Here is a 25,066-nt window from a genome sequence, read left to right on the forward strand (position 1 = left end):
TGCCACACGATCATGAACTGCGTCGACGTCTGTCCGAAAGGACTGAACCCGACCAAGGCGATCGGCAAGATCAAGGAATTGATGGTGCGTCGCGCTGTCTAGGATGAATAACCTCACGCTCACAATCGTTCGCTGCCTCAGCGGGCGGTTAGTACGCTTGTGAGCGGCCCGGTACGTACTGACATGAACGAACCATCGCATCAGTCCGACCCTCTCCGCCGCGCGCGCCTTCGCTGGCGCGCACGACGAGGCCTGCTGGAAAACGATCTGATTTTTGAACGTTTTTTCAGCCGATATGAGCATGACCTCAGCGATGCAGATGTGGGCGCACTTACGCGCTTGCTCGAGCTGAGCGATAACGACCTGATGGACTTGCTTCTCGCGCGCAAGGAACCTGAAGGCGAGCTTGCCGACCCGGATGTGATCCGGGTCCTGGAGCTGCTGCGCAACGCTTGAGCGCCGCGAGTGCGTTGTTCCAGGCGTGCAATTATCGAAACCCTGTTTACATACTTCGATTGAGGATGTGCTATGACCCCGTCAGATGTTAAAGCCACGCTATCGTTCAGCGACAACTCGCCGAGCGTTGAAATGCCGATTTACAAGGGCACTCTCGGCCCGGACGTGATCGACATCCGCAAGCTGTACGGCCAGACTGGCAAGTTCACGTACGACCCTGGCTTCATGTCCACGGCGGCGTGCAATTCGGCGATCACCTACATCGACGGCGATAAGGGCGAACTGCTGTACCGCGGCTACCCGATCGACAACCTCGCGGAAAACGCCGACTTTCTGGAAACGTGCTACCTGCTGCTGAAGGGCGAACTGCCCAACGTGCAACAGAAAGACGAGTTCGTGAAGACCGTCACGAACCACACGATGGTGCATGAGCAAATGCACTTCTTCTTCCGCGGTTTCCGTCGCGACGCGCATCCGATGGCGATTCTGGTCGCCGCAGTCGGCGCGCTGTCGGCGTTCTATCACGACTCGCTGGACATCAACAATCCGCGTCACCGTGAAGTTTCGGCGATCCGCATGATCGCGAAGCTGCCGACGTTGGTCGCCATGGCGTACAAGTACAGCATCGGTCAGCCGTTTGCTTACCCGCGCAACAACCTGTCGTACAGCGCGAACTTCATGCACATGATGTTCTCGAACCCGTGCGAGGACTACAAGGTCAACGACGTGCTGGTGCGCGCTCTCGACCGTATCCTGATCCTGCACGCGGATCACGAGCAGAATGCATCGACGTCGACCGTGCGTCTCGCCGGTTCGTCGGGCGCGAATCCGTTCGCGTGTATCGCAGCCGGTATCGCATGTCTGTGGGGCCCGGCGCACGGCGGCGCGAACGAAGCCGCGCTGAACATGCTGGAAGAAATCGGCTCCGTCGACAACATTCCTGAGTTCATCAAGCAGGTGAAGGACAAGAACTCGGGCGTGAAGCTGATGGGCTTCGGCCACCGCGTGTACAAGAACTACGATCCGCGCGCGAAACTCATGCGCGAAACCTGCCACGAAGTGCTGAACGAGTTGGGCCTGCACGACGACCCGCTGTTCAAGCTGGCCATGGCACTGGAAAAGATCGCGTTGGAAGACGAATACTTCGTGTCGCGCAAGCTGTACCCGAACGTCGACTTCTACTCGGGCATCGTGCAGCGCGCGCTGGGGATCCCGACGTCGATGTTCACGTGTATCTTCGCGATGGCTCGCACGGTCGGCTGGATTGCGCAGTGGAACGAAATGATCGCGGATCCTGAACAGAAGATTGGCCGCCCGCGTCAGCTGTTTATCGGCGACACGCAACGTGAAGCGAAGCCGATTTCGCAACGCTAATTGGGTTTGAATTTGCCTGCCCATAGCACGAGGTTTGCTATGGACAAAGGCGAATCCTAAGGCTTTACGAGAAAACGCCCCAACGGGTTACACCGTTGGGGCGTTTTTATTTGCGGGCGTATGTCTGCCGCAAGCCGTTCGTCGTGTGCGCTGTTCAAGCCGGTGGCGTATTCCGTTGCCGTCGCCCCGATCTTTCGAGCGACGGCGGGCGCGCTTGAAGGTTGTGCGGCGCCGTGCCCGCATCTTTCGGCGGGTGGCCGTGGGTCTCGAAAAAGCGTCGATACGCGCTCGGCGTCATGCCGCGCGCGGACAGAAACTGTCGATTGAAGTTGGCCAGGTTTGGAAAGCCGGCTTTCGTGGCAATTAGCGCGATGGGCCACGCGGTGTCCGTCAGTTGCCGCGTTGCGTAGCCGATCCGCAAGCGGCTCAGATAACGCCCCACGCTTTCGCCGAGATGCCGCACGAAGTAGCGGTGCAAGGAGCGCTCCGACAGGTTGGCCACCTCGCACAGCTCCGCAATGCGCAGCGGCTCGTGAAAACGCCTGTCGAGCAGATCGAGCACGCGGTTCAGACGTTCTGCCTCGGACGCGCTGCCGCCCGGCGTCGCGAGCGCTGGGCCCGCGAGTGACCGCTTTCCGGCCTCGGCTGAATTGGCTGAGTTGTTGGATCGGTCCCGTCTGCCGGACCGGATAGCGTTGTCGCCCTGTACGCCGTGTCGTCTCGTTCCGTCTCTATGCGCAGCCGGCGACGCCAACGGCTCGGATTCCGCGTCCGCGAGTTGCGTCAGCACGTCTAGCGCGGCGCCAAGCCGCACGCGCGGCGACTGATCGAGCAACGCTTCCATTCGCTCGCGCATCAGCGTCGCGGCCTCGGTGGAGAATCTCAGCCCCGGCGCGGCACGCCGCAGCAGCGTGCGCAGCGACGCGAACTCGGGGCAGCAGTCCGCCATTCGGCGCGCCCAGTCGCCGCTGAACCACACGACGATCGCCACCTGAGGCGCGCTGGCATCGATCGGTTCAGTCGACGCCCACGTATGCGGCATGTCCGGCGGCACGAGCACGAGATCGTCGCCGCTGTAATCGGCGATGTGATCGCCAATGAAGCGGCGGCCGCGACTGTTCATCGTCAGCGTGAGTTCGTACTCGGGATGGTGGTGCCACTCGAACGGTATCTGCGCGAGCTGCCGGTGGTAGACGCGGACCGAGCAGCCGTCGGGAATGGTGACGCGTTCGTATTGAGGTTTCACGCTGGTCTACCTGGCCGCGCGGGGGGAGGCGCGGCAATGTCTGAATTGTATCGGTATCTGGCCATTAAGCATGTTTCGCGACGGCCAAACGTCCTTACTCTTCAAATGAGACAGCACCACACAGACCGCTTAAGGAGACGAACCATGCCACTTATCATCGACAATCTTCCGGAGGCGGTTCGCGCCACCAAGCGCGCGCTGCGAGCCGCGCTGCCGAACTACAAGCAGGTGTTCGGCGAAGTGGAGGGCGAGATCCGTCGGCAGGTCGACACGATTCAGCGCGACCGCGCGCAGGGACGCGATGCGATTCCCGTGTTCGACTATTCGTCAGTCGTTTCCGGCGACGTCGATCCAGCTACGATCCTCGGCATCAAGGCTCGCGGCGCATGCGTCGTGCGCGGCGTTTTCGACCGGCAGCAGGCGAGCGACTGGAACGACGAAATCACCGAATACGTCGAGCGCAACGACCTCGACGCCAAACTCGCACATCGCGCGGAAGACAGGTATTTCGGCAACCTGTCGTCGAGCAAGCCGCAGATTTACGGCATTTACTGGTCGAAGCCGCAAACGGCCGCCCGTCAGTCGGAACAACTGACCAACACACGAGTGTTCCTGAATCGCCTGTGGACGTCGGAAAGCGAAGGCAAGCGGCATTTCGATCCCGAGCGGGTGCCTGTCTACGCGGACCGCATTCGTCGTCGGCCGCCCGGTTCCGAGTCGCTGGGTCTGTCGCCGCACGTGGACGGCGGCTCGGTGGAGCGTTGGCTCGATCCGAACTTCCAGAAGGTGTATCGGCATGTGCTGACGGGCAACTGGCGCGACTACGATCCGTTCGACGCGGCGTATCGGCCGGACGTTCAGGAAATCCCATCGCCGGCCGTGTGCTCGATGTTTCGCACCTTTCAGGGCTGGACCGCGCTGACGCCGCAGGGTCCCGGCGACGGCACGCTGCAATTGATCCCAATCGCGAACGTCATGGCCTACGTGATTCTGCGCGCGCTGCAGGACGACGTTCCCGACGACGAACTGTGCGGCGCTCAACCAGCGCGCGCACTGTCGATCAAGCCGGAGTGGCACGGCTTGCTGCTCGAAGCGGTGACGCCGATCCCCCACATGCAACCGGGCGACGCCGTGTTCTGGCACAGCGACGTCATCCATTCGGTCGAAGACGCACACCGCGGCAACGGCTACAGCAACGTGATGTACATTGCGTCCGCGCCGTGGTGCGCAAAAAACGAAGATTATTTGAAGCGTCAGTTGCCGAGCTTCTTGCGCGGCGAAAGTCCCCCCGATTTTCCGGCCGACCACTTCGAGACGGACTTTATCGGACGGGCGCAAGAAAGCGATTTGACGCCGCTTGGGCGCGCGCAACTCGGTTTCGATCTATCGCGCTGAGCCGTCGAATGAGAGGCGGTCAGCGAACCGCCTTGCTAGATCCAGTCTCGCGCGTCGGTTGAACTGGCTAGCCTGGCGGGCCCGCTCTTATCCGGAGCGGGCCCTTTTCGCTATCGCCAACGTGGGCGCGTCACGCGCGAGCGATCAGGCCCGCCGGCGCACCATGCCATAAATGACCAGCAGAATGATCGCGCCGATCACCGACGCAATCCAGCCCGCCGCCTGACCCGGTTGATACCAGCCGAGCGCACGCCCGATATAGCCCGCAATCAGCGAGCCGGCAATACCGAGAATGATGGTCATGATGAGCCCCATCCTGTCGTCTCCGGGCTTGACCGCCCGTGCAATCAACCCGACCACGAGCCCTACGATCACCGTACCGATGAAGGAAAGCATGCTGACCTCCCAAGAGTGTGAGTACTACCGTTTTCATTAACTACGGGCTGCTTCGCTGCCGCGATGCATTTCCGAGCATACAGGCGAGCCGGCTGTCCATGTGTGCCGGTCCGCGCGTCGGATGCTTCAGCAACAACCGCGCCGCGGTTCCGGATGCGCGGATCCCGGTGAAAAGACAGCAACCAAGGGTAATCCCTGTGTTGCTGTTTTTTTTTGACCTCGTCACCGTAAACGTATGTTGTCAACGAAGTACATTCTGAGCGAGAACTGAATTGAATGTTCCATCGTGGGACCGGCGCAGCGCCGTCGGCCTTGCCCATACCTATGGCGAAGGCTCGGCCGACGTCGAAGGCGTCGTGCGTGAGGCGATTGACCGGGCACGCGCCTGCAACGCTGCCTTCATCGACGTCACTGAGACTCGCGCGCTCGAGGAGTCACGCGCTGCGGCCGCGCGTTGGCGCGAAAAGCGCCCGGCCAGCGCGCTCGACGGCGTGCCGATTGCCTGGAAAGATCTGTTCGATGTCGCGGGCACCGTCAGCACGGCGGGCTCGGCACTGTTCCGCGGCCGGCCGCCTGCCACCGCGGATGCACCGTTGGTCGCCGCAGGCGCGCGTGCAGGCTTCGTGTGCATCGGCAAGACGAACCTCAGCGAGTTCGCGTATTCCGGGCTCGGGCTTAATCCGCACTTCGGTACGCCGTTCAATTCCGCTTTCGATGCGACAGTCGAAGGCGGCGGGCATCGCGTTCCTGGCGGCTCGTCGTCGGGCGCGGCGATTGCCGTCGCTGCGGGCGTCGTGCCGATCGCGGTCGGTACGGATACGGCCGGCTCGATACGCATACCTGCCGCGCTGAACGGCGTGGTCGGATATCGCGCAAGCAGCGCGCGCTATCCGCAGCAAGGCATGATCGGACTGTCGAAATCGGCCGATACCTGCGGACCGCTTGCACGCAGCGTCGCCGATTGCGCGGCGTTCGACGCCGTTGTGCGCGGACGCGAACTGCCTCGCGCGCTCGCCGATTTGCGTGGACAACCCTTCGTCGTGCCGCTGGGCTGGGAATCGCGCTTCGCGGTGACGAACGACGTCGGCGACAACTTCATGCGCTTCGTGGCGCGTCTGTCGAAGGCCGGCGCGCGTATTCAGCAAGTGCGGGTGCGCGCCTTCGATGCGGCATGCGAGCTCATCGCGACGCGGGGCTGGTTCGGCTCCCTCGAAGCGTTCGAGGCCTATCGCAGCGTGCTCGACTCCGACGATGCCAAGCGCATCGATCAGCGCGTGCGTACGCGGCTCGAACTGAGCCGCGACGTGCCGGCGTCTCGCCTTGCCGAGTTGCTCGCGGAGCGCGGCCGCCTGCTCGGCGAATTCGGCGCCGAAATCGACGGCGCCACATTGCTCTTGCCGACCGTCCCCCATGTCGCGCCGGAGTGCGCGCCGCTCGAAGCGGACTCGAAGCGCTTTGCAGCCGTCAATGCCGCAACGCTGTCGATGACCATGCCCGGCAGCTTTCTCGACACCCCCGCCTTCGCGATGCCAACCGGCGCTGACCCGGCGGGACTGCCTACCAGCGTGCAACTGATGCGCGCGCAGAACGACGACGATGCGCTCATCGCGCTCGCGCTGGCCGTCGAACAGACGGTCGCCCTCGATTGATTTGCTCAAAGGAGAACTGAAGATGGCTAAGGAAATTCTGATCGCATTCGGCATCGACGTGGATGCGGTTGCGGGCTGGCTCGGCTCATACGGTGGCGAAGATTCGCCGGACGACATCTCGCGCGGTCTCTTCGCCGGTGAAGTCGGTTCGATGCGCCTGCTCAAGCTTTTCGAGCGCGAGAAGATCAAGACGACCTGGTTCATTCCCGGGCACTCGATCGAAACCTTCCCCGAGCAGATGAAGGCGGTGGCCGATGCCGGACACGAGATCGGCATTCACGGCTACAGCCATGAAAACCCGATCGCGATGACGCCCGAGCAGGAGGAAGCGGTGCTCGATCGCAGCATCGATCTGGTGACCAGGCTGAGCGGCAAGCGGCCGACCGGCTACGTCGCGCCGTGGTGGGAATTCAGCAACGTGACCAACGAGCTGCTCGTGAAAAAGGGCATCAAGTACGACCACAGCCTGATGCACAACGACTACCACCCGTACTACGTGCGCGTGGGCGACTCATGGACGAAGATCGACTACAGCAAGCATCCCGATACATGGATGAAGCCGCTGCAGCGCGGTCGTGAAACGGATCTCGTCGAGATCCCGGCGAACTGGTACCTCGACGACCTGCCGCCAATGATGTTCATCAAGAAGGCGCCGAACAGCCACGGCTTTGTCAATCCGCGCGACATCGAACAGATGTGGCGTGACCAGTTCGACTGGGTGTATCGCGAACATGACTACGCCGTATTCCCAATCACGATTCATCCAGACGTCTCCGGTCGCGCACAGGTGCTGCTCATGCTCGAACGCCTGATTGCGCATTTCCGCAAGCACGAGGGCGTGCGCTTTTGCACCTGTGACGAAATCGCCGACGACTTCCTGCGGCGTCAGCCTCGTCAATCCTGATCACAACACCAAGTCGACCAACGCGAGTCCCGACCATGTCCACTCCCGAGCTCCGAAGGAGCGCCACGATGAAAGAAAACCCTTTGTATGCTTCCGGTTTCAAGCTGGAGCAGATCCTGCCGTCCGACGTGAAGCGGGCGACCGTAGTAGCGTTCTTCGCGTGGGTGTTCGCCGTTTATGACTTCATTCTGTTCGGCACGCTGCTGCCGGAAATCGGCAAACACTACGGCTGGGACGCCGCGGCGCAGGCGGAAATCGCTACGCTGGTCGCCGTCGGCACGGCGGTGATCGCGTTCGCGATCGGGCCGTTACTCGACAGGCTCGGCCGTAAAGCCGGTCTGCTGTGGACGGTTGCGGGCGCGGCGCTGTGCTCGGGGCTCACGGTGGTCGGCGGGGCGATGGGACAGGTGCCGCTCGTGTTGATCCGCTCATTGTCGGGCCTCGGTTACGCCGAAGAGACCGTCAATGCCACGTATCTGAACGAGCTTTACTCGGCTGCCAACGACCCGAAGCTCAACCGCAACAAGGGCTTCATCTACAGTCTCGTGCAAGGCGGATGGCCGATCGGCGCGCTGATCGCGTCGGGACTCACCGCGCTTTTGTTGCCGCGCATTGGCTGGCAGGGTTGCTTCGTATTCGCGACGTTTCCCGCTATCGTCATCTTCTTCATGACGCGTCGCCTTAAAGAAAGTCCGCAGTTTCTGCTGCATAAGCGCATCAAACAGCTGCGTGAAACAGGACAGGACGGCGAAGCTCGCACGCTCGCGAGCGCCCATGCGGTCGATTACGAAGAGCATAGCCGCGCCGGTCTCGCTGAAGCGTTTCGTGGCAATGCGCTACGCGCGACGCTCGTTCTCGGCGGCGGCATTCTGCTCAACTGGTCCGCTATTCAGGTGTTCAGCGTTCTCGGCACGACGGTGCTGACGCGCGTGCATAACGTTTCGTTCGAGAATTCCCTGCTGATTCTCGTGTTGTCGAATGTGATCGGCTATTGCGGCTATCTGAGCCACGGGTTCATTGGCGACAAGATCGGCCGGCGCAATACGCTCGCCATCGGCTGGATGCTCGGCGGTCTTTCATTTGCCGGCATGCTGTTCGGTCCGAGCAGCGCGGGCGTCGTGGTGGCGCTCTATAGCCTGGGCCTGTTCTTCCTGATCGGACCGTACTCGGCGGCGTTGTTCTTCATTGGCGAGAGCTATCCCACGGCGATCCGCGGCACCGGCAGTTCGATCGTCCACGCGATGGGTCCGATCGGCGCCATTCTCGCCGGCGTGGGCGTGACCTGGATGCTCAATCATGGCGGCGACTGGCTGCACGCGGCGCTGTGGTTCGGCGCGGTGCCGTGCTTCCTGTCCGGCGTCCTCATTCTTTTCGCGCGGCACGTCAACCCTGCCGAAACCAGGTAATCCGACAGGAGAGTCTCTGTGAAAGTAGCTTTAGTAACGGGCGCCGCGAGCGGCATCGGGCAGGCGCTCGCCGTAGCGTATGCACAAGCCGGCGTCGCCGTGGTCGGCGGGTATTTTTCTGGCGATCCGCACGACCCGCAGTTGACCGTACAAGCCGTCGAGCAGGCGGGCGGTCAATGTCTGATGCAGGCCGTCGATGTCACCTCGGCGGACCAGGTCGAGGCCTTTGCGGCCGCGGCAGTGGAGCGCTTTGGCCGCATCGATTACGCGGTCGCCAACGCGGGTCTGCTGCGCGCATCGCCGCTGACGGACATGAGCGACGAGCAGTGGCATCAAATGCTCGATGTCGATCTGTCCGGCGTCATGCGCACGTTTCGCGCCGCAGCGCGCCACATGCAGGACGGTGGCGCAATGGTCGCGGTGTCGTCGATCGCCGGCGGGGTGTATGGATGGGAGAACCACACGCATTACTCGGCGGCGAAAGCGGGCGTGCCCGGATTGTGCCGTGCCGTGGCGATGGAACTCGCGCCGCGCAACATCCGCTGTAACGCCGTAATCCCCGGTCTCATCGAAACGCCGCAATCGCTCGACGCGGTGAATTCGCTCGGCCCGGACGGCCTGCGCGAGGCGGCCAAGGGCATTCCGCTTGGACGTGTCGGCAGGCCGCAAGAGATCGCGTCGCTGATCCGCTATCTGACGAGCGACGACGCTTCATACATCACCGGGCAGTCGATCATCGCGGACGGCGGTCTCACCGTGCGGTGGCCCGGCTAGGCCGTCGATCAGGACACACACAGGACACAGACAGGACACAGACAAGGACGCTCATCAACATGGCATCAATGTTCTCACTCGACGGCCGCCGCGCGGTCGTCACGGGTGCGGCGAGCGGCATCGGCGCCGCCATTGCGCTCGCTTATGCACAGGCCGGCGCGCGCCTCGTGCTCGCCGATCTCAACGAGGCGCGGCTCGCCGCTCATGCCGACGCCTGCCGCGCAAACGGCGTGGAGGTTCAAACCATCGTCGCCAATGTGGGCGACGAGACGGGCGCGCACGGCATCGTCGATCGCTGCATCGCGGCTTATGGCGGCATCGACATCCTCGTCAACAACGCGGGCATGCTGACACAGGCGCGCTGTACCGACCTCACCACCCAGATGTGGGACGACATGCTGCGCGTCGATCTGCGCAGTGTCTTCCTTTGCTCGCGGCGCGCGCTGCCGTCAATGACCGCGCAACGCTGGGGCCGCATCATCAACGTGGCCTCGCAACTCGGCATTAAGGGCGGCGCCGAACTCACGCACTATGCCGCGGCGAAAGCCGGCGTGATCGGCTTTACGAAGTCTCTCGCGCTCGAAGCCGCTCCCGACAACGTGCTCGTGAACGCTATCGCGCCGGGTCCGATCGAGACGCCCCTCGTGGATGGAATCAGCGCATCATGGAAGGAAGCGAAGTCAAAGGAATTGCCGTTGCGACGTTTCGGCCGTGCAGACGAGGTCGCACCGACCGCCGTGCTGCTCGCCTCCGACCCGGGCGGCAACCTTTTCGTCGGACAGACGCTCGGCCCTAATTCCGGCGACGTCATGCCTTAAACGGTGGAGAGTGCAAATGTGCGGCATGTGCGGATTGCTCGGCGGCGGGCGTCACTGGTCCAACACCGTGGCCGCAGGCGAAAGCGTGAGCGCGCGGCGGCAGCGGTATGTGCAGGTCGCGCATGCGAACCGGGTGCTCGAAAGCTTTCGGCTCAAGCTCGCGGATTTTCACGGGCAATCGTTCGTGCTGTCTTCGCCGACGGGCGCGCAGATCATCGTCGAAGATTTCATGCAGATATGGAAAGCCGCCGAGACCATGCTCGGCCGTCCGCTCGACCCGCTCACGATGTTTGCTGAAGACGAGGCGCAACCATGAGCCTCGCCTATGACGTGATTCCGGTGACTATCGTTACGGGCTTTCTCGGCAGTGGAAAGTCCAGCTTGCTCGCCGACGTTCTCAAGGGCGATGCCGCGCGCGATACGGCCGTGCTCGTCAACGAGTTCGGCGAGGTCGGGCTCGATCACCTGCTGATCGGCGAGGTAGATGCGCAGACCGTACTGCTCGATAACGGTTGTGTCTGTTGCGCGATACGTGGCGAACTGAAGGAAGCGCTCGCCACGCTGTTCTCGCGGCGCGCTCGCGGCGAGGTGCCGCCGTTCTCTCGCGTCGTGCTGGAGACAACCGGTCTCGCGACGCCCGCGCCGATCGTTGCGACGCTGCTCGGCGACCGCGTGGTATCGAGCCATTATTCGATCGGCGCGATCGTTACGGTGGTCGATGCCGTCAACGCCGATCAGCAACGTGCGCGGCATCCGGAATGGCTTGCGCAGCTGACGGCTGCAGATCGCATTGTCGTCAGCAAGGCCGATCTTGCCGGCGATGCCACGTCCGCTGTGCTCGAACAAACGCTCTCACAACTGAACCCGGCCGCGAGCATCACACGCCGCACGTGCGCGGACGATGCGTCGGTCGTACTGGACCCGGCGGCGAACGAGCACGACTTCGGGGACTTCGTTCGGCGCACGAGCATGGTGGCACGGGAGTCCCGCCAGGCAGACAATCCCCTCGCGGGACTCAACGCGACGCCCGCGCACCGTCAAGGACTTGCGGCGCTGGAAGCGTTTTGCATCGAGTTTGACGAACCTCTGGACTGGCCCGTCTTCACGCTGTGGCTGACCCTGCTGCTTAACCGCCACGGTGATAACATTTTGCGAGTCAAAGGCATTCTCGCGCTTGCCGGCGCGGATCAACCGGTGGTGCTGCATGCAGTGCATCATCTCGTGCATCCTGTTCTGCATCTGGATGCATGGCCAGGCGCCGGCAAGCAAGAAGCGCCTCGTTCGCGCCTTGTCATCATTGCGCAAGGTCTCACGCGAGACGCGGTTGCCGCATCCTACCGGCGCCTGTGCCGGCATCTTCAAACAGCCGAAGCCCTCATAGATTGAAATCCGACCGTCCGAGCTTGCCCGCCCCTGCCGTGCACCCATCCAGGGTCGAACTGCGCGTGCTCGGCACGACCGTTACGCTTCAGGAGCACATCCGCAAACGAGCCGAGCAGGATCTGGGCATCCGGCTGCGCTTCATCGTTCAGGATGGCGGCGCCGTGCAGCGGGACGGCGCGATGCATCCCGACCGCTATGAACTCTACGACCAGTGGTTCCACAGTCTCGATTGCCTGTGGCCGACTCATGCGCTGCAACCCATAGAGCTTGCGCGCATTCGCCGCTGGGACGAAGTCAACGTGCTGCCGCGCACGGGGCGCATCGGCCGCGCGCCCGCACGGCATGCGGCGGGCAAGCTCAGTGGTGCGGGCTGCACACCTGCCGACCGGCTCTACGTTCAGCCGGACGGCTCGCTTGCCCGCAAGCCGAGCGAGCGCATCAGCATGCTGCCGCTCACACACAATGCGGACAGCTTCGTCTATCTGGAAGATGCGATGCCTGCTTCGCTCACCGGAGGCGAAGAGAGTTGGGCCTGGCTGCTCGCGCCCGAACTCGCTGGCCGCGTTGCACTACAGGCGGATGCAGCAATCGGCGCTATCGATGCGGCGCTCGCCGTCGAAGCCAGCGGGCTCATGCGCTTCGACGACATCGGCAATCTGAGTATCGAGGAAATCGACGGGCTGATCGCGATTCTGATCGACTTCAAGCGACGTGGGCATTTCGCAGGGTTCTGGTCGAGCTTCGCCGAAGCCGCGCAACTGATGATCGCTAACAAGGTGGCGATTCAGAGCATCTGGTCGCCCGCCACCGTCGAACTGGAACGCGCGGGTCTCAAGTTCAGGCTCGCGCGGCCGCGTGAAGGGTATCGGGCGTGGTTCGGGGGCATCGGCATATCGCGGCTTGCGCATGGCCGCGTGCTCGACGCCGCTTACGAGTATCTGAACTGGTGGCTTGAGGGCTGGGCCGGCGCGACAGTCGCCCGGCAAGGCTTCTACATTTCGAATCCCGAGCGCTCGCGGGCACATATGGAAGCCAACGAATGGGCATACTGGTACGATGGTGCGCGCGCGTCGGCCGATCTGCCCGGTCCCATCAGCAAACATCTCGTGCCCGCGGGTCAGATGCGGGACGGGGGCAGCTACGTCGCGCGTATGAGCCGGGTCGCCGTATGGGATTCGGTGATGGATGAGCACAATTACCTGGTGCGCCGCTGGACCGAGTTCATGCGGTCCTGACGGCGAAGTTCGTTTGACGATGACAAGACGCGCAGGCGCTTCCCGATCTTCCCGCTCACATCCAGCCGCGCATCGGCCGGCGGCGCCGCTGACTGTGGACCCGGTCCATCCGACCGATTCCGCGGATGTATCGCCCGAAGCCGATAACCGGTTGCGCTACCGCGTGATTCACGACCGGCTGAAGTCGGCCATTGCGCTCGGCAATATCGCGCCGGGACTCGTGCTGCTGGAAGGACCGGTCGCGCGTATCTTCGGCACGAGCCGCGTGCCGGTAAGAAAGGCCTTCGAGATGCTGCACGCCGGCGGCCTGCTGCTCACCTTCGAAGGACGGGGCTACCTCGTGGCGAATGCGGACGGCAGCGCACCCGAGCCGCTGCGCGCGCCGATCTCCGAAGACACGCTGGGCTTCGACCGTCCCTCTGAACCGCTGGATATCCCTTCGAACAGCGAGCGCATTTACGATTCGCTAGAAGCCGCCATCTCGCTTGGCATCGTGTTCGGGCATTTTCGTATCGACGAAAGCAATGCGGCCGAAGTCTTCGGCGTGAGTCGCGGAACCGTGCGTGAAGCGCTCAACCGGCTGCGTGACCGCGGGCTGGTCGAGAAGTCCGCGTACTCGCATTGGCTGTGCGGTCCGCTCACCGCCCGCGCCGTGCGGCAGGATTACGAGTTGCGCACGTTGCTTGAGCCGGCGGCACTGCTGGCGAGCGCGCCGTCACTGTCGCGTGACCAGCTCGAAGCAGCACTGCGCGACGTCGAGCGCGCGATAGAAGACCCGGACTCAGTCGATGCGAGCACGCTGTACCACCTGGAAGTCACGCTGCACGATACGTTCCTGAGCGGTGCGCCGAACCGCAAGCTGCTCGCGACGATCAGCCAGGCACATATGCCGCTGATCGTAAATCACGCTTTCTACGATGCGTTCCGGCTGCATCCGGAGATGAGCACGCTCACGGAGCACCGGACCGTGATCGAACTGCTGCTGCGCGGGGAGTTCGTCGCGGCGTCAACGGCGCTCGCCGTGCACCTTCGGCATGGCGAAACGCGTACACGTCAGCGATTAAAGGTGCTCGCCGTGCTGCCCGATCCGGATCTGCCTAGTTACATGCAGCGGATTGCGTAAGCCGCGAACGTGGGCGATTTCTGCCCGCATTTTTGCTTCATAACGACGCGTCCACGCCGAACGATTCCGCGACCTTACGCTGATAACCGCCTGTCGCGAGCAACAGGCTGCGCGAGTACTCGCTCTCGACCTTTTGCGCTCGAATGCTTTCTATAGGAAGCTCTTCGACGATCTCTCCATTGCGCATGATCGCCACGCGCGAGCACAGAAAGCCGACCACGGCGAGATTGTGACTGACGAGGATCATCGTCAGATTGCGCTCGTGATGCAGGCGCTTCAACAGGTTGAGAATTTCGGCTTGCACCGAGACGTCGAGCGCGGACGTCGGTTCATCCAGCAGCACGATGCGCGGTTCGACGATCAACGCTCGCGCGATCGCCACCCGCTGCCGTTGCCCTCCCGACAGTTGATGCGGATAGCGAAAGCGAAAAGACGGATTCAGTCCTACTTCGCGCAGCGCGTTCAAGATCCTCGCTTCATGATCGCCAATGCCGTTGATACGTAGCGGCTCGCGCAGCGTCTGATCCACGGTGAAGCGCGGATGCAGCGACCCATAGGGGTCCTGAAACACCATCTGCACATCGCGCCTGCGCATGTCGCGATCCGAACCGGCGATATGCAGGGACCCCTCTGCAACGGGTGTGAGTCCGCTCAGCGCGCGAAGAATAGTCGACTTGCCGGAGCCCGATTCACCGACCAGACCGAATACCTCGCCTGCCGCGACATGAAAGCTTGCGCCGCGAACCGCATCGACGAGGCCCGTGGCCGTCTTGAAGCGAACGGTCAGTGCATCGACGCGAATCATAACGGCGCTCCTTGCTGTTCGTTTAAGTCGTTGAGCCACGCCGAGTCGCGCGAGAGCACGGGCAACTCGACAGGCGGATCCACAAGCGGCGGGTTCGCGGCAAGCAGCCCGCGGGTGTACGGATGTTGGGCATTGACCAGATCGCGCGCCGCGCAGGTTTCAATGACGCGACCGGCGTACATCACCACCACGCGATCGCAGAACGACATGACGAGCGGCAAGTCGTGACTGATGAAAATGAGGCCCGTCTGGTGCTTTTCGATGAGTTCATCGAGCACGGCCAGCACCTGCATGGAGACCAGCACGTCGAGCGCGCTCGTCGGTTCATCTGCGATCAGCAGGCGTGGACCTGTCGAGACCATCATCGCGATCATCACGCGTTGCCCCATGCCGCCTGACAACTCATGCGGATATGAGCGGGCGACGCGTTCAGGGTTGCGAATATGCACGGACTCGAGCGCCGCGACGACCTTTGCCCGCATTTCCCGACGGCCAAGTTTTGGATCACGCAGCGCGAATGCTTCGCGCATCTGCTGCTCGACGGTCATGACCGGATTGAGCGAATACTTCGGGTCTTGCAGGATCATCCCCATTTGCGAGCCGCAAAAGCGACGGCGTTTATGGGCCGGCATCGCCAGCATGTCCTGGCCGTCAAAGCGTAGACTTTTGGCGGTGCAATGTGCGGCGGGCGGCAACAAGCCGAGCAGCGCGCGGCCTGTGAGCGATTTTCCCGAACCCGACTCGCCGACAATGCCGAGTCGCTCGCCCTTTTTCAACGTGAGCGAGAGACCGCGTACCGCTTCGTTCAGCGTGCCGTCATGCGCGCGAAACGCAATGCGCAGGTCGTCGATTTCACACAGCGGATGGGCCGCTTCGCTCGTGTGCATGTCAGTCTCCATGACGCGGATCGAACACGTCGCGCAACCCGTCACCGAGCAGGTTGAACGCGAGGCTCACGAGCAGAATCGCGAAGCCCGGTATCGTGGCAACCCACCATGAATCGAGCAGCACGTTGCGCCCGGAAGCGACCATGAAGCCCCATTCGGGACTCGGCGGTTGCGCGCCAAGCCCGAGAAAGCCGAGACCCGCGACCGTGAGAATGATGCCGGCCATGTCGAGCGTCGCCCGCACGATCACGGACGACATGCATAGCGGCACCACGTAGCGCAGCAGGATGCGCAGATTCGACGCGCCTTGCAGACGTGCAACCTGAATGAAATCGGCCTGCACCAGCCTCAAGGTTTCGGCGCGAGCGAGACGTGCATATGCGGGCCACGCCGTGATGGAGATTGCGATCACGGCATTGATCACACCGGGTCCCAGCGCTGCGGCGAAGGCGAGCGCGAGCACGATTTTCGGAAACGCCAGCGCGATGTCGGTTACACGCATCAGCACGTTATCGACCCAGCCGCCGAAGAAGCCCGCTGTCGTGCCTATCATGAGGCCAATCGGCACCACCACGACGACCACGAGTATGGCTATCGACAAAGTGAGGCGCGAGCCATAAATGATGCGCGAGAGAATGTCGCGCCCAAGCTGGTCGGTGCCGAGCCAGTGCGATGGAGAGCCCGGCGGCAGCAGGCGGTCCGACAGCACCTGACGCAAAGGATCATGCGGCGCGATCCACGGTCCGATGATCGCGACGATCACGAGCACCATGAGGATCGCAAAACCGAATACCGAAAGCGGATTGCCCGCGAAACGCCGCCAGCGTCGATAGGCGAGGCCCAACGCTGCCTGTTTGCGCGACGCGGGCGTATCGGTGAGCAGCCATTGCTTCCACGTTAGGCGCGCGGCATTCATCGGCCAGTCCTGCGTCGAATGTTCAAGAGGATGACGCACGTCGAAAGTCTCCGTTGCATCAGCGGGCGCGTGGATCGAACACGCGATAGAGCGCGTCGGTGAGCAGATTCAGCGCGATGAAAGTGGCACCTATCACAAGCGTGCTGCCAAGCACGGCGTTCATGTCGGCATTGAGCAACGCACCCGTCAGATACGATCCGATGCCGGGCCACGCGAATACGATCTCGGTCAACACCGAGCCCTCCAGCAGGAAGCTGTACGACAGCGCGATCACCGTGAGCAGCGGCACAGCGATATTGCCGAAGGCGTGCACCCACACGACGCGCCGCTCGGGCACGCCCTTCGCGCGCGCCGTCGTGATGTACTCCTGGTTCAATTGATCGAGCATGAACGAGCGCGTCATCCGGCTCAGGTACGCGACGGAGTAATAGCCGAGTATTGCCGCGGGCAACGCGACGTGCGAGATTGCATTGAAGAACACATCCCATTCGCCGGCCATCAGCGAATCGACTAGCAGGCTGCCTGTGCGCGGCTCGACCATGCCGTCGAACACCGGGTCCAATCTCCCGGGACCCGACACCCAATGCAGCTTCGCATAGAAGAGCAACAGGCCCATCAGCCCGAGCCAGAAAACAGGCACGGAACTGCCGATGAGGCCCACGAAGCGCGCGACGTGATCGATCCAGCGGTTATGGCGCGTCGCGGCCACTACGCCGAGCGGCACGCCGACCAGCACGCCGGCGATGGTCGCGAGCGTGGCCAGTTCGAGCGTGGCGGGAAACACGCGGCGAATGTCGTCAAGTACCGGACTGGCTGTCAGCAGCGACACGCCAAGGTTGCCGTGCAGGACCGCATTCACGTAGATCAGAAATTGCTCGGCGAGAGGCTTGTCCAGACCCAGCTGGATGCGCGCGGCCACATAGGCGGCGGCCGACGCGCGATCCCCGAGTATCGCGAGCACCGGGTCGATTGGCACCTTGCGGCCGATCACGAACGTTACAGCGAGCAGACCCGTGAAGGTGATGGCGAGCGTCAGCGCCCAGCGCAAAACGCGCAGCGTCCAGCGCACGCTCGCGCGGCGCGCGGACGCGGCGCGAATGCGGTCGATAGGAGTCAACGTTGTCGACATGGTTCGGACGCCGCCCGGCGATTACTGCTTCTTCACGTGCAGGTACGACACCAGGTCGTTGATCGGCCCAACTTCGAGCCCCGACACGCCTGGCCGCATCGCTACCTGCGATACCTGCTGGAACATGATGACGAACGGCGACTGCGCGAGCATTTCCTTCTGCATCGCCTGATAAAGCTGCGCGCGTTTTGCAGTGGACGATTCGGCGAGTGCGGCATTGGTTTCTTTCGTCAGACCGGCGATGTCCCACGAATTGCGCCATGCGAGCATTTTGTACGAGGACTTGTCGGAGTTGTCCGGGTTCCACGCGAAGCCCTGCGCATTGCTGTGCGGGTCGATGTAGTCGGCAGACCATTCGCCGATGTAAATGTCATGCTGGCGCGCGCGATACTTGGCGAGCGTCTGCTTGTTATCGCCCGGAATAATGTCGACCTTGATGCCGGCTTGAGCCAGATTGGCTTGCACCGCCTGCGCGATCTCGTTGTACGGATAGGCGCTACGCACGTCCATCGTCACGTTGAAGCCGTTCGGCAAGCCCGCTTTGGCGAGCAGCGCCTTTGCCTTTGCGACGTCCTGGTGATAGGGGTTGCTGTTGAGCGCGCCAAGAAAACCTTCTGGCAAAAACGTTTGATGAACCTTATAGGTCGTCTTCACCACGTTCGTCTGAATGCCGTTGTAATCGATCAGCCACTTCATTGCTTCCTGCACTTCGGGCTTCGCGAGATTCGGGTTCTTCACGTTTAAGCCGAGATACAGCAACGTGGCTTGCGGTACGGCCGTCACGTGAGCCTTGTTCGACTTTGTCAATGCAGCGAGGTCGTCCGGGCTCAGATTGCGCGCAATGTCCGCGTCGCCATTTTCGAGTAGCAGGCGCTGGCTCGATGCTTCGGGAACATGTCGCAGCACGATGCGCTTCATGGCGAGCGGCATGCGGTAATCGTCGTATTTCTGCAGGATGATGCTGTCGTTGGCGGTCCATTTGACCAGCTTGTAAGCGCCCGATCCGGCCTCGTTCGTGCGCAGCCATTCGTTGCCGAAGTCATTGCCTTTCTGATGGGACATCAGCAGTTTTTTATCGAGCACGGAAGCGGGCCACGCGCCCAGAACGTTCAGCACGAAGGTCGGCGCGTACTTCTGATCGGTCGTGATACTGACCGTTGAATCGTCGATCTTTTTGACCTTGTCGAGCGCGTTCTCTTTGGTGAGCCCGATGCCCTGCAGCACGGCGGCAGCGCCTTTGTCGAGAAGCACGCAGCGCTGAATCGACCATGCGACGTCATCGGCCGTTAGAGGGTTGCCGGAGTGGAACTTGAGACCGGAGCGGATCTTGAAGGTGAATGTGAGTCCGTCGGGGCTCACGGTCCAGGATTGCGCGGCGTCCCCGTTGAATTTCGATGGGTCTTTCAGGTCGACCCGTACCAGGCGGTCATAGGTGTTCGCGACATATTCTTCCGGCACCAGTTCGTAGACCTCGCCGGGATCGAGCGTCGAAAATTCGTCGAGCGTCGTGGCCATGACAAGCATGTCTTTCGGCGTCGCCGCGAGCGCGCTGCCTGTCATCGAGGTGGAAAACGTCAGCGCGGATGCCACCGCGACCGCTGCCAGCGCATTGCGCAAAACCAGATTCATACTTGCTCCGCATGTAAAGGAAGAGAACCTGCAAACGGACAGCCAGAACCTACCAGGTCACATCAACTTCAACGGGCCGCTTTCGCTGTTGTCTATAACCGGCAGCGCACGCGAGCCAGGCAATTCGTAATGCCACCATTCGCTTGCGATGTGCGCAAAGCCGGCCGCGTGCATGATGCCGAGCAACAGCAGGCGATTGCGCTGCACAGACTGCGGCAGCCCTTGATGGAAATGCTCGGAAGCCTTCACCATCTCATCGAAACCGGTGCCCATGTCTAGCGGTTGACCGTCGCCGTCTATCAGCGTGAGGTCGATGGCCGTACCACGGCTATGGTTCGAGCCACGGCCCAGTTCGGCGATGTACGTCGGGTCGGGCAGAAAGTCCCACAGCACCTTTTGCGCTTGCGGCGGCCGATAGGCGTCGAAGATACGCAACGTCATGCCTGCGCTGTCCGCGAGTTCGACGGCTTTGCGCAATGCAGCTTCGGCGGGTTCGAGCAGCAGGCAATGCGCTTCGCGGTAGATCGGCTTGCCCGTGAAGTTGCGGGACGTCGCATAAACGAGGTCGATATCCACCCGATGTGTGTCGGGGGTGATAGGTATCAGGCGAGGAGTGTCGGTCATGGCTATCAGAATTCGAATTGATCGAGTTCGCGCTGCAGTTCGCGATTGCGCGCAACGCGCCCGTCGATGGCGGGGCCGAGACATTCAACAATTGAACTCAGCAGAAGATTGAAGAGACACGTGAGCGGCGCAAGCGAGTCCCAGAACTGGCCGACGTCCGTCTTGACTTGCAACAGATCGCATTCGAAATCGCGCGCCCACGGGCAATAGAGATCGGTGACGAGCGCGAAGGCGATGGCGCGTTGCGTCGCGGCTTCGCAATAGCGGCGTGCGATGCGTGAATAGGCGCGCGTGTCCGTCACGATCAGGTAGGGCGATGCAAACTCGGAGTTCAGTGAATCCACATACGAGCCCGACATTCCGTCGGAATAGAACACGCGTGGTCGCAGGTATTCGAGGTAGCTGAAAAACGCATTCGAGATGCCGCGAGTCGATTGAATGCCGACGACATACACGGCGTCAGCCGTCGCAACGCGCTCTGCGACTCGCCCAAATCCCTCGCTTCGTGCGAGCTGATAGACATCGCGTACGGCGTCTACCTCCAGCTCCATTGACCGTGCGAGCGAGTCGCCTTGCGAACTCGTGCCTTGCGTGTCTTCTTGATGGCGCTCGCTGCGATAGGCATCGAGGCGATCGGTAATGAACCAGGGACGCGTTTGCGCACCGCGTAACTCGCGCTTCAGCTCATCGAGATTGCGATAACCGACGCTACGCAGAAAGCGTCCAACGGAAATGCCGCTCGTTCCTGTCTGCTGTGCGATCTGATCGGCCGTTTCAAGACCGAGCCGGTCGAGATTCGCCAGCATATAGCTGGCAATGCGCTTGGCCGTCGGCGTGAGCGTCGTAAAGCTCTCTTTGACGGTATGGGCGAACGCAGTGGGCATCGGATCTTGTGCGTTAGTGTGCGTTATTTATCTGTCACAGCGACGTGCGCTGGTAGCTATCTGACAAGGACAATAAAGCGGACGCTACCTTAATTTTTCAATCGAAGCCTTGCGGTCAATAGTCGGTTCGATGTGCGAAGGGTGTACGGACGCAAAGCTGTTGAAGCATGCGTTCAGATCGCATTTTGCGTATGGCCGTCTGGTTCGGTGCGTTCCGGAAATGTGACCAACCTGCGTGGTTGACCAGGTTGGGGTCCGACATCCAATGCGAACGCTTCGAATTCCGTTGCGTTTGTTTCGCGTCTGCGTAGTGCAGCTTCGCGGCTGCGCGCCGTAGCTCGACAACGTCCGCTAGTCTTGACTCGCGCCCTCACGTGTCTGCGCTCGCTCTGCTGAGACTGCAGAACTGGCTGGAGGACTCGTCTCGAACAAGGAGCTAGCTGTGTCCAGTATTAAAACGAAACCCAATTTGACGATCAACACGTCGAGCGTCACGCAACATTCGTCCAAGGGCTCGTCTGAGCCGTTGAGTGCATCACCGTCGGCGCGCGCCAGGAATCCGGCGCTGGCCGCCTTGCCGCCTTCACCAACCAGTCCGCGCGCTTCCGCTGGCCGCCTGTTCCGCGTTGCAGACGCCGCGCAGAAGTTCAAAGGCAGCGGAAACGTGGGTGTCGAAACCAAGCTGCAGCCGAAACTCGAAGCGGGAAAGGCACATAAGGACGTTGCGTTCCAGGAGGGTGGCGGCTTTGTCGTCAAGAGCACATATACGAAGAAGTTCTCCGCTGATGAGATGGCTCAGCGAAACGCAGAACATCAGGCTAAGCTGGCAAAACATGAAGCGGATGTCAGCGCCTTTAAGGAGCAGAATCCGCAACTGGAAGGAAAGAAACTTGAGAAGGCCCTCGGCCAGCAGAAATTGGGCAGTGCGCCCAAGCCACCCAAGCCAACCAGACCGCTTGGATCGAATGAAGTCGAATATCACCCGCCTGGCGGCATACATTCTCTGAATCAGACGGATCTTCCTGGCCAGCCCGGCGAGTTCGGCGGCTCCTATGCGCGCGTCAAGCGCAGTGATGGCGGTTCTTCCTCCGAGTTCGAACGGCTGAGCCGCTTTGGTAAGTTCGGGGACAACCAGACTATTGAGGGCAAGCCGCTCGGCGGGCAGAGCAGAGCCGATCCATCCACTATCAGGCGGCAGGCGCCTGAGCGCCGCAATTCTGAGCCGCCGTCTCCGGCCACGGCCCAGGCCGTTCTGGACAAGTACTACAACAAGCCCGTCGAGACGATGAAAGAACTTGAGTCGGGCAAGCCATATAAGGACATTGCGCAGGCGTCCTCGTTGGACGAGTAACTTTTCTCACCGCCACACCTGGCTGTTCGCAGACACGGTGAACTGCGAGCAGACCAGTGCGGATCTTTATGGCGCGTCGCGGTTGCGAAGAGCAAGCACATTAGACGCCGCCGGTATGTCGTGTAGGTGTGTAATTGCGCATTTCAGGCGCCACTCCCTCCCAGCGTTTTCATGCTCTTCCATTGACCCTGTTGAACCTGGAACAGCGTGTACGGCGGCTTGATCAGATCGCCGTACGGGTCAAACGCGATCTGTCCGGTCACGCCCGTGACGTTGACCTTCGACAGACTGTCGACGATCTTCGAGCGGTCGAGCGAATTCGCCGTGTGAATCGCCTTGAGCATCGCGAGTGCCGCGTCATACGCAAACGGCGCGTACAGTTCCACGTCCTGATTGAAGCGTGCCTTGTAACGCTTGCCGAACTCAAGCGCGGCCGGCTGCTTGTCGAGCGCGGGACCGGGTTCCAGATCCTGCGTGCCGTCGCCCGCGGTGCCGGCGATCTGCAGGAACGCATTGCTCTTCAACGCGCCCGCGCCGAACAGTTGCGCGTTCATGCCCAGAGAGCGCATCTGCTTGATCAGCATTGCGCCCTGTTCATCTAGGCCACCAAAGAAAATCAGATCGACGTTCCTGCTTTTCAACGTCGTCAGGATGGCGCGGAAATCGACCGCTTTGTCGTTCGTAAATTCGCGAACTACGATGTTGCCGTTTGCTTCTTTGGCGCCTTTCTCGAAGGCGTCCGCGAGACCCTGGCCGAACGCCGTGCGGTCGTCAATGATGCCGATCCGCTTCGCCTTCATCTGCTCCACCACGAAATGTCCTGCGACCACGCCGCCGATACCATCGTGGCCCATCGTGCGAAACACGTTTTTGTAGCCCTGCTTGGTCAATTGCGGATTGGTCGAACCCGGCGTGATCATCGCGACATTTGCCTGGTGATAGACCGTCGACGCCGGAATGCTGCAACCCGAGTTGTAATGGCCTATTACGCCGACCACGCCATCGTCGACCAGCTTCTGCGCGACCTGGATCGCAACGCGCGGATCGGCCTGATCGTCCTGCACGTCGAGCACGAATTTGACGGGCTTCCCGCCGACAGTGGGATGTCGTGCGTTTTCTTCGTCTATCGCCAGTTGCGCGCCGTACTGCAGGTCTTTCCCAACCCGTGCAACAGGGCCCGTTAAAGGTCCGACAAAGCCGATCTTCACGACTTCCGGATCGGCTGCCGACGCAAACGGCGTCTGCGCGCCGAGTAGGCAGACGGCAAAATTCAACAGCCAGTTGCGGCGATTCATGATGAGCTCCTTGCGAGATGTCACGTCGCGCGTTATGTCGAACGAGCGGTTCGATGCGCGACGCGTCGAAACCGTCCCACGTATGGGTAGATGAAACTGAAACCTGTCGCTGCTGTGTCCGGTGAGTTGTCCGCAGTCTGGTCCTTCGCTAAATGCCAAAACGTGTCGCCGCATATGGCGCAAGATCGAGCGGAGGCGAACGACGCGCAACCATGTCCGCGACGATTCGCCCGCTCACGCCGGCCAGCGTGAGCCCAAGATGCTGGTGACCGAATGCATAGATCACACGCTCGCTTGCACGCGAGCGCGCGAGCACCGGCACACCGTCGGGCAAGGTCGGACGAAAGCCAAGCCAGCTGGAGTCCGGCGTTTCGAGCAGAGGCAACGCGCGTCGTGATGAGAACGTCAACAGGTCGAGCAACGAGCGGTTGCGCGTGTCGCTGAAGCCGCCCAGTTCGACGGTTCCCGCGACGCGGATGCCGTCGCTCATCGGCGTCATGTAAAAGCCCCGTTCGGCCCAGCCGACAGGCCGCGAAATGAGTTGCTGCGCGCCCGGATAACGCACGTGATAGCCGCGCTCCGTGTCGAGCGGCACGACGTCGCCGCATTGCCGGGCGAACTGCGCTGAGCGCGCGCCCGTAGCGATGACCACATGGCCAAAGCGCCGCGTGACTCCGTCGGCCGTCACGCTCGCGCCATCGCCGGAAGGCTGCACCGCGCTGACGGTCGAACGCTGCAGCGTCAGTCCCTGCGCCGCCAGTTGCTCAAAAAGCGCTTGCAGGAAGCCTTGCGGATCCGAGAAATGCCAGCTGTCGCTGAACAGCACGCCGCGCTCGAAAATCGGCGCGAGCGATGGTTCGAGCGCGCGAATGTCGTTGCCGCCCAGCACGTCGAAGATGACACCGAGTTTCTTGCGTAGATCGAGCGAGGGACGCGCCGCGTTGAACGAAGCTGCGCTGGAGTAGAGATACAGGCATTCACGTGACCGCACGAAGCGCGCGAGTTCGGCGTTCGCCAGCAACGGCGCATAGCCTTCCTGCGCTTGCGCGAGCAGCGCAGCGAGCGCGCCCGCGCTCGCCTCATAGCGGCGCGGCAGCGAACTCATCATGAAGCGCGCGAGCCACGGCACGAGGTGCGGCAGGTATTGATAGCGCAGCCTGAACGGGCTGTCGCCTGAAAACACGTAGCGCGGCAGGTCACGGAACACAGACGGGTTGTTCACCGGAATGCACGCGTAATGCGCGAACGTCCCTGCGTTGCCGAACGATGCGCCTTGCCCGACGCCGGACGGATCGAATAGCGTGACCCGATGTCCGTCGCGCATCAACGAAGCAGCGCTGGCAAGGCCGATGAATCCCGCGCCGACGATGGCGATCTCAGACATTAC

At 61.9% G+C, this 25,066-nt stretch carries 24 protein-coding genes and 1 pseudogene; 14 read left to right on the forward strand and 11 right to left on the reverse strand.

Translation table 11 applies throughout. From position 1 onward, the window contains the following. From sdhB to gltA, 3 genes and pseudogenes are all read left to right on the forward strand, one after another. Positions 1-102: pseudogene (gene sdhB / locus J2W46_RS29710) on the forward strand (succinate dehydrogenase iron-sulfur subunit); the annotation flags it as partial. A gap of 81 nt (positions 103-183) precedes the next feature. Continuing rightward, positions 184-456 carry an FAD assembly factor SdhE gene (locus J2W46_RS29715; RefSeq protein ID WP_020071103.1) on the forward strand — a complete coding sequence of 91 codons (273 nt, stop codon included), beginning with the start codon at positions 184-186 and terminating at the stop codon, positions 454-456. A gap of 72 nt (positions 457-528) precedes the next feature. Further along, complete coding sequence (gltA, locus tag J2W46_RS29720) at positions 529-1,830, forward strand: citrate synthase (RefSeq protein ID WP_027805112.1); 1,302 nt, start codon at positions 529-531, stop codon at positions 1,828-1,830. Positions 1,831-1,984: 154 nt separating this feature from the next. On the opposite strand, the gene J2W46_RS29725 is transcribed toward gltA, so the two are convergent. Continuing rightward, entirely contained in the window at positions 1,985-3,076 is a 1,092-nt protein-coding gene (locus tag J2W46_RS29725; protein ID WP_310358701.1) for an AraC family transcriptional regulator, read from the reverse strand. A gap of 144 nt (positions 3,077-3,220) precedes the next feature. Here J2W46_RS29725 and J2W46_RS29730 point away from each other — a divergent pair, with 144 nt between their 5' ends. Beyond that, on the forward strand, positions 3,221-4,471 hold the full coding sequence (locus tag J2W46_RS29730; RefSeq protein WP_310358703.1) for a DUF1479 domain-containing protein: 1,251 nt from the start codon (positions 3,221-3,223) through the stop codon (positions 4,469-4,471). 144 nt (positions 4,472-4,615) lie between these two features. Here J2W46_RS29730 and J2W46_RS29735 read toward each other — a convergent pair whose 3' ends face one another. Beyond that, positions 4,616-4,867: a GlsB/YeaQ/YmgE family stress response membrane protein gene (locus J2W46_RS29735; protein WP_020071099.1), complete on the reverse strand. Its 252-nt coding sequence runs from the start codon at positions 4,865-4,867 to the stop codon at positions 4,616-4,618. Positions 4,868-5,139: 272 nt separating this feature from the next. On the opposite strand from J2W46_RS29735, the gene J2W46_RS29740 reads away from it, so the two are divergent. The 9 genes from J2W46_RS29740 to J2W46_RS29780 all read left to right on the forward strand — a co-directional run bounded on the left by J2W46_RS29740 (position 5,140) and on the right by J2W46_RS29780 (position 14,159). Next, positions 5,140-6,516: an amidase family protein gene (locus J2W46_RS29740; RefSeq protein ID WP_310358706.1), complete on the forward strand. Its 1,377-nt coding sequence runs from the start codon at positions 5,140-5,142 to the stop codon at positions 6,514-6,516. A gap of 22 nt (positions 6,517-6,538) precedes the next feature. Further along, complete coding sequence (locus J2W46_RS29745) at positions 6,539-7,420, forward strand: polysaccharide deacetylase family protein (protein ID WP_020071097.1); 882 nt, start codon at positions 6,539-6,541, stop codon at positions 7,418-7,420. A gap of 68 nt (positions 7,421-7,488) precedes the next feature. Continuing rightward, complete coding sequence (locus tag J2W46_RS29750; RefSeq protein ID WP_204523746.1) at positions 7,489-8,826, forward strand: MFS transporter; 1,338 nt, start codon at positions 7,489-7,491, stop codon at positions 8,824-8,826. 18 nt (positions 8,827-8,844) lie between these two features. Beyond that, positions 8,845-9,600, forward strand: coding sequence for an SDR family NAD(P)-dependent oxidoreductase (locus J2W46_RS29755; protein ID WP_020071095.1), 756 nt, complete (start codon positions 8,845-8,847; stop codon positions 9,598-9,600). A 59-nt stretch (positions 9,601-9,659) separates the two neighbouring features. Next, positions 9,660-10,418: an SDR family NAD(P)-dependent oxidoreductase gene (locus J2W46_RS29760; RefSeq protein ID WP_310358715.1), complete on the forward strand. Its 759-nt coding sequence runs from the start codon at positions 9,660-9,662 to the stop codon at positions 10,416-10,418. Positions 10,419-10,434: 16 nt separating this feature from the next. Further along, positions 10,435-10,734, forward strand: a complete 300-nt coding sequence (locus J2W46_RS29765; protein ID WP_020071093.1) for a hypothetical protein — start codon at positions 10,435-10,437, stop codon at positions 10,732-10,734. Then, on the forward strand, positions 10,731-11,804 hold the full coding sequence (locus J2W46_RS29770) for a CobW family GTP-binding protein (protein ID WP_310358718.1): 1,074 nt from the start codon (positions 10,731-10,733) through the stop codon (positions 11,802-11,804). Before J2W46_RS29765 ends, J2W46_RS29770 begins: the two co-directional genes overlap by 4 nt. A gap of 32 nt (positions 11,805-11,836) precedes the next feature. Then, positions 11,837-13,036 carry an ABC transporter substrate-binding protein gene (locus J2W46_RS29775; RefSeq protein ID WP_310071863.1) on the forward strand — a complete coding sequence of 400 codons (1,200 nt, stop codon included), beginning with the start codon at positions 11,837-11,839 and terminating at the stop codon, positions 13,034-13,036. A 19-nt stretch (positions 13,037-13,055) separates the two neighbouring features. Then, a complete protein-coding gene (locus J2W46_RS29780; RefSeq protein WP_310358722.1) occupies positions 13,056-14,159 on the forward strand; it encodes a GntR family transcriptional regulator in 1,104 nt (367 codons plus the stop codon). A gap of 37 nt (positions 14,160-14,196) precedes the next feature. Here the strand turns inward: J2W46_RS29780 and J2W46_RS29785 are convergent, their stop codons facing one another. The 7 genes from J2W46_RS29785 to sapR are packed head-to-tail and all read right to left on the reverse strand — an operon-like array spanning position 14,197 to position 21,033. Continuing rightward, a complete protein-coding gene (locus J2W46_RS29785) occupies positions 14,197-14,964 on the reverse strand; it encodes an ABC transporter ATP-binding protein (protein ID WP_020071089.1) in 768 nt (255 codons plus the stop codon). Continuing rightward, a complete protein-coding gene (locus tag J2W46_RS29790) occupies positions 14,961-15,851 on the reverse strand; it encodes an ABC transporter ATP-binding protein (protein ID WP_310358726.1) in 891 nt (296 codons plus the stop codon). Before J2W46_RS29790 ends, J2W46_RS29785 begins: the two co-directional genes overlap by 4 nt. Before the next feature lies 1 nt (position 15,852). After that, a complete protein-coding gene (gene nikC, locus J2W46_RS29795) occupies positions 15,853-16,767 on the reverse strand; it encodes a nickel transporter permease (protein WP_027805109.1) in 915 nt (304 codons plus the stop codon). A gap of 58 nt (positions 16,768-16,825) precedes the next feature. Beyond that, positions 16,826-17,896, reverse strand: coding sequence for an ABC transporter permease (locus J2W46_RS29800; protein WP_310358730.1), 1,071 nt, complete (start codon positions 17,894-17,896; stop codon positions 16,826-16,828). A gap of 21 nt (positions 17,897-17,917) precedes the next feature. Further along, positions 17,918-19,525 (reverse strand): ABC transporter substrate-binding protein, encoded by a 1,608-nt coding sequence (locus J2W46_RS29805; RefSeq protein ID WP_020071085.1) that lies wholly within the window; start codon positions 19,523-19,525, stop codon positions 17,918-17,920. A 57-nt stretch (positions 19,526-19,582) separates the two neighbouring features. Continuing rightward, positions 19,583-20,149, reverse strand: a complete 567-nt coding sequence (ddpX, locus tag J2W46_RS29810) for a D-alanyl-D-alanine dipeptidase (RefSeq protein WP_310358733.1) — start codon at positions 20,147-20,149, stop codon at positions 19,583-19,585. Positions 20,150-20,154: 5 nt separating this feature from the next. Next, the gene (gene sapR, locus J2W46_RS29815) at positions 20,155-21,033 is read right to left on the reverse strand and encodes a sap1 transcriptional regulator SapR (RefSeq protein ID WP_204523753.1); all 879 of its coding nucleotides are present in this window, start codon (positions 21,031-21,033) and stop codon (positions 20,155-20,157) included. 442 nt (positions 21,034-21,475) lie between these two features. On the opposite strand from sapR, the gene J2W46_RS29820 reads away from it, so the two are divergent. After that, positions 21,476-22,384, forward strand: a complete 909-nt coding sequence (locus J2W46_RS29820) for a hypothetical protein (protein WP_310358735.1) — start codon at positions 21,476-21,478, stop codon at positions 22,382-22,384. A 143-nt stretch (positions 22,385-22,527) separates the two neighbouring features. Here the strand turns inward: J2W46_RS29820 and J2W46_RS29825 are convergent, their stop codons facing one another. Then, a complete protein-coding gene (locus tag J2W46_RS29825) occupies positions 22,528-23,679 on the reverse strand; it encodes a branched-chain amino acid ABC transporter substrate-binding protein (protein ID WP_020071081.1) in 1,152 nt (383 codons plus the stop codon). Between the two features lie 148 nt (positions 23,680-23,827). Next, positions 23,828-25,063 (reverse strand): NAD(P)/FAD-dependent oxidoreductase, encoded by a 1,236-nt coding sequence (locus tag J2W46_RS29830; RefSeq protein ID WP_310358737.1) that lies wholly within the window; start codon positions 25,061-25,063, stop codon positions 23,828-23,830. Between the last annotated feature and the right edge of the window lie 3 nt (positions 25,064-25,066).

Origin of the sequence: Paraburkholderia strydomiana, assembly GCF_031456815.1 — a bacterium.
GTDB classification, from domain to species: Bacteria; Pseudomonadota; Gammaproteobacteria; order Burkholderiales; family Burkholderiaceae; genus Paraburkholderia; species Paraburkholderia caledonica.

Coding starts and splice junctions, on each gene's coding strand:
- J2W46_RS29715 (WP_020071103.1), top strand. CDS start 184: ATGAACGAACCATCGCATCAGTCCGACCCTCTCCGCCGCGCGCGCCTT.
- gltA (WP_027805112.1), top strand. CDS start 529: ATGACCCCGTCAGATGTTAAAGCCACGCTATCGTTCAGCGACAACTCG.
- J2W46_RS29730 (WP_310358703.1), top strand. CDS start 3,221: ATGCCACTTATCATCGACAATCTTCCGGAGGCGGTTCGCGCCACCAAG.
- J2W46_RS29735 (WP_020071099.1), bottom strand. CDS start 4,867: ATGCTTTCCTTCATCGGTACGGTGATCGTAGGGCTCGTGGTCGGGTTG.
- J2W46_RS29745 (WP_020071097.1), top strand. CDS start 6,539: ATGGCTAAGGAAATTCTGATCGCATTCGGCATCGACGTGGATGCGGTT.
- J2W46_RS29750 (WP_204523746.1), top strand. CDS start 7,489: ATGAAAGAAAACCCTTTGTATGCTTCCGGTTTCAAGCTGGAGCAGATC.
- J2W46_RS29760 (WP_310358715.1), top strand. CDS start 9,660: ATGGCATCAATGTTCTCACTCGACGGCCGCCGCGCGGTCGTCACGGGT.
- J2W46_RS29765 (WP_020071093.1), top strand. CDS start 10,435: ATGTGCGGCATGTGCGGATTGCTCGGCGGCGGGCGTCACTGGTCCAAC.
- J2W46_RS29770 (WP_310358718.1), top strand. CDS start 10,731: ATGAGCCTCGCCTATGACGTGATTCCGGTGACTATCGTTACGGGCTTT.
- J2W46_RS29780 (WP_310358722.1), top strand. CDS start 13,056: ATGACAAGACGCGCAGGCGCTTCCCGATCTTCCCGCTCACATCCAGCC.
- J2W46_RS29785 (WP_020071089.1), bottom strand. CDS start 14,964: ATGATTCGCGTCGATGCACTGACCGTTCGCTTCAAGACGGCCACGGGC.
- J2W46_RS29790 (WP_310358726.1), bottom strand. CDS start 15,851: ATGCACACGAGCGAAGCGGCCCATCCGCTGTGTGAAATCGACGACCTG.
- nikC (WP_027805109.1), bottom strand. CDS start 16,767: ATGAATGCCGCGCGCCTAACGTGGAAGCAATGGCTGCTCACCGATACG.
- J2W46_RS29800 (WP_310358730.1), bottom strand. CDS start 17,896: ATGTCGACAACGTTGACTCCTATCGACCGCATTCGCGCCGCGTCCGCG.
- J2W46_RS29805 (WP_020071085.1), bottom strand. CDS start 19,525: ATGAATCTGGTTTTGCGCAATGCGCTGGCAGCGGTCGCGGTGGCATCC.
- ddpX (WP_310358733.1), bottom strand. CDS start 20,149: ATGACCGACACTCCTCGCCTGATACCTATCACCCCCGACACACATCGG.
- sapR (WP_204523753.1), bottom strand. CDS start 21,033: ATGCCCACTGCGTTCGCCCATACCGTCAAAGAGAGCTTTACGACGCTC.
- J2W46_RS29825 (WP_020071081.1), bottom strand. CDS start 23,679: ATGAATCGCCGCAACTGGCTGTTGAATTTTGCCGTCTGCCTACTCGGC.
- J2W46_RS29830 (WP_310358737.1), bottom strand. CDS start 25,063: ATGTCTGAGATCGCCATCGTCGGCGCGGGATTCATCGGCCTTGCCAGC.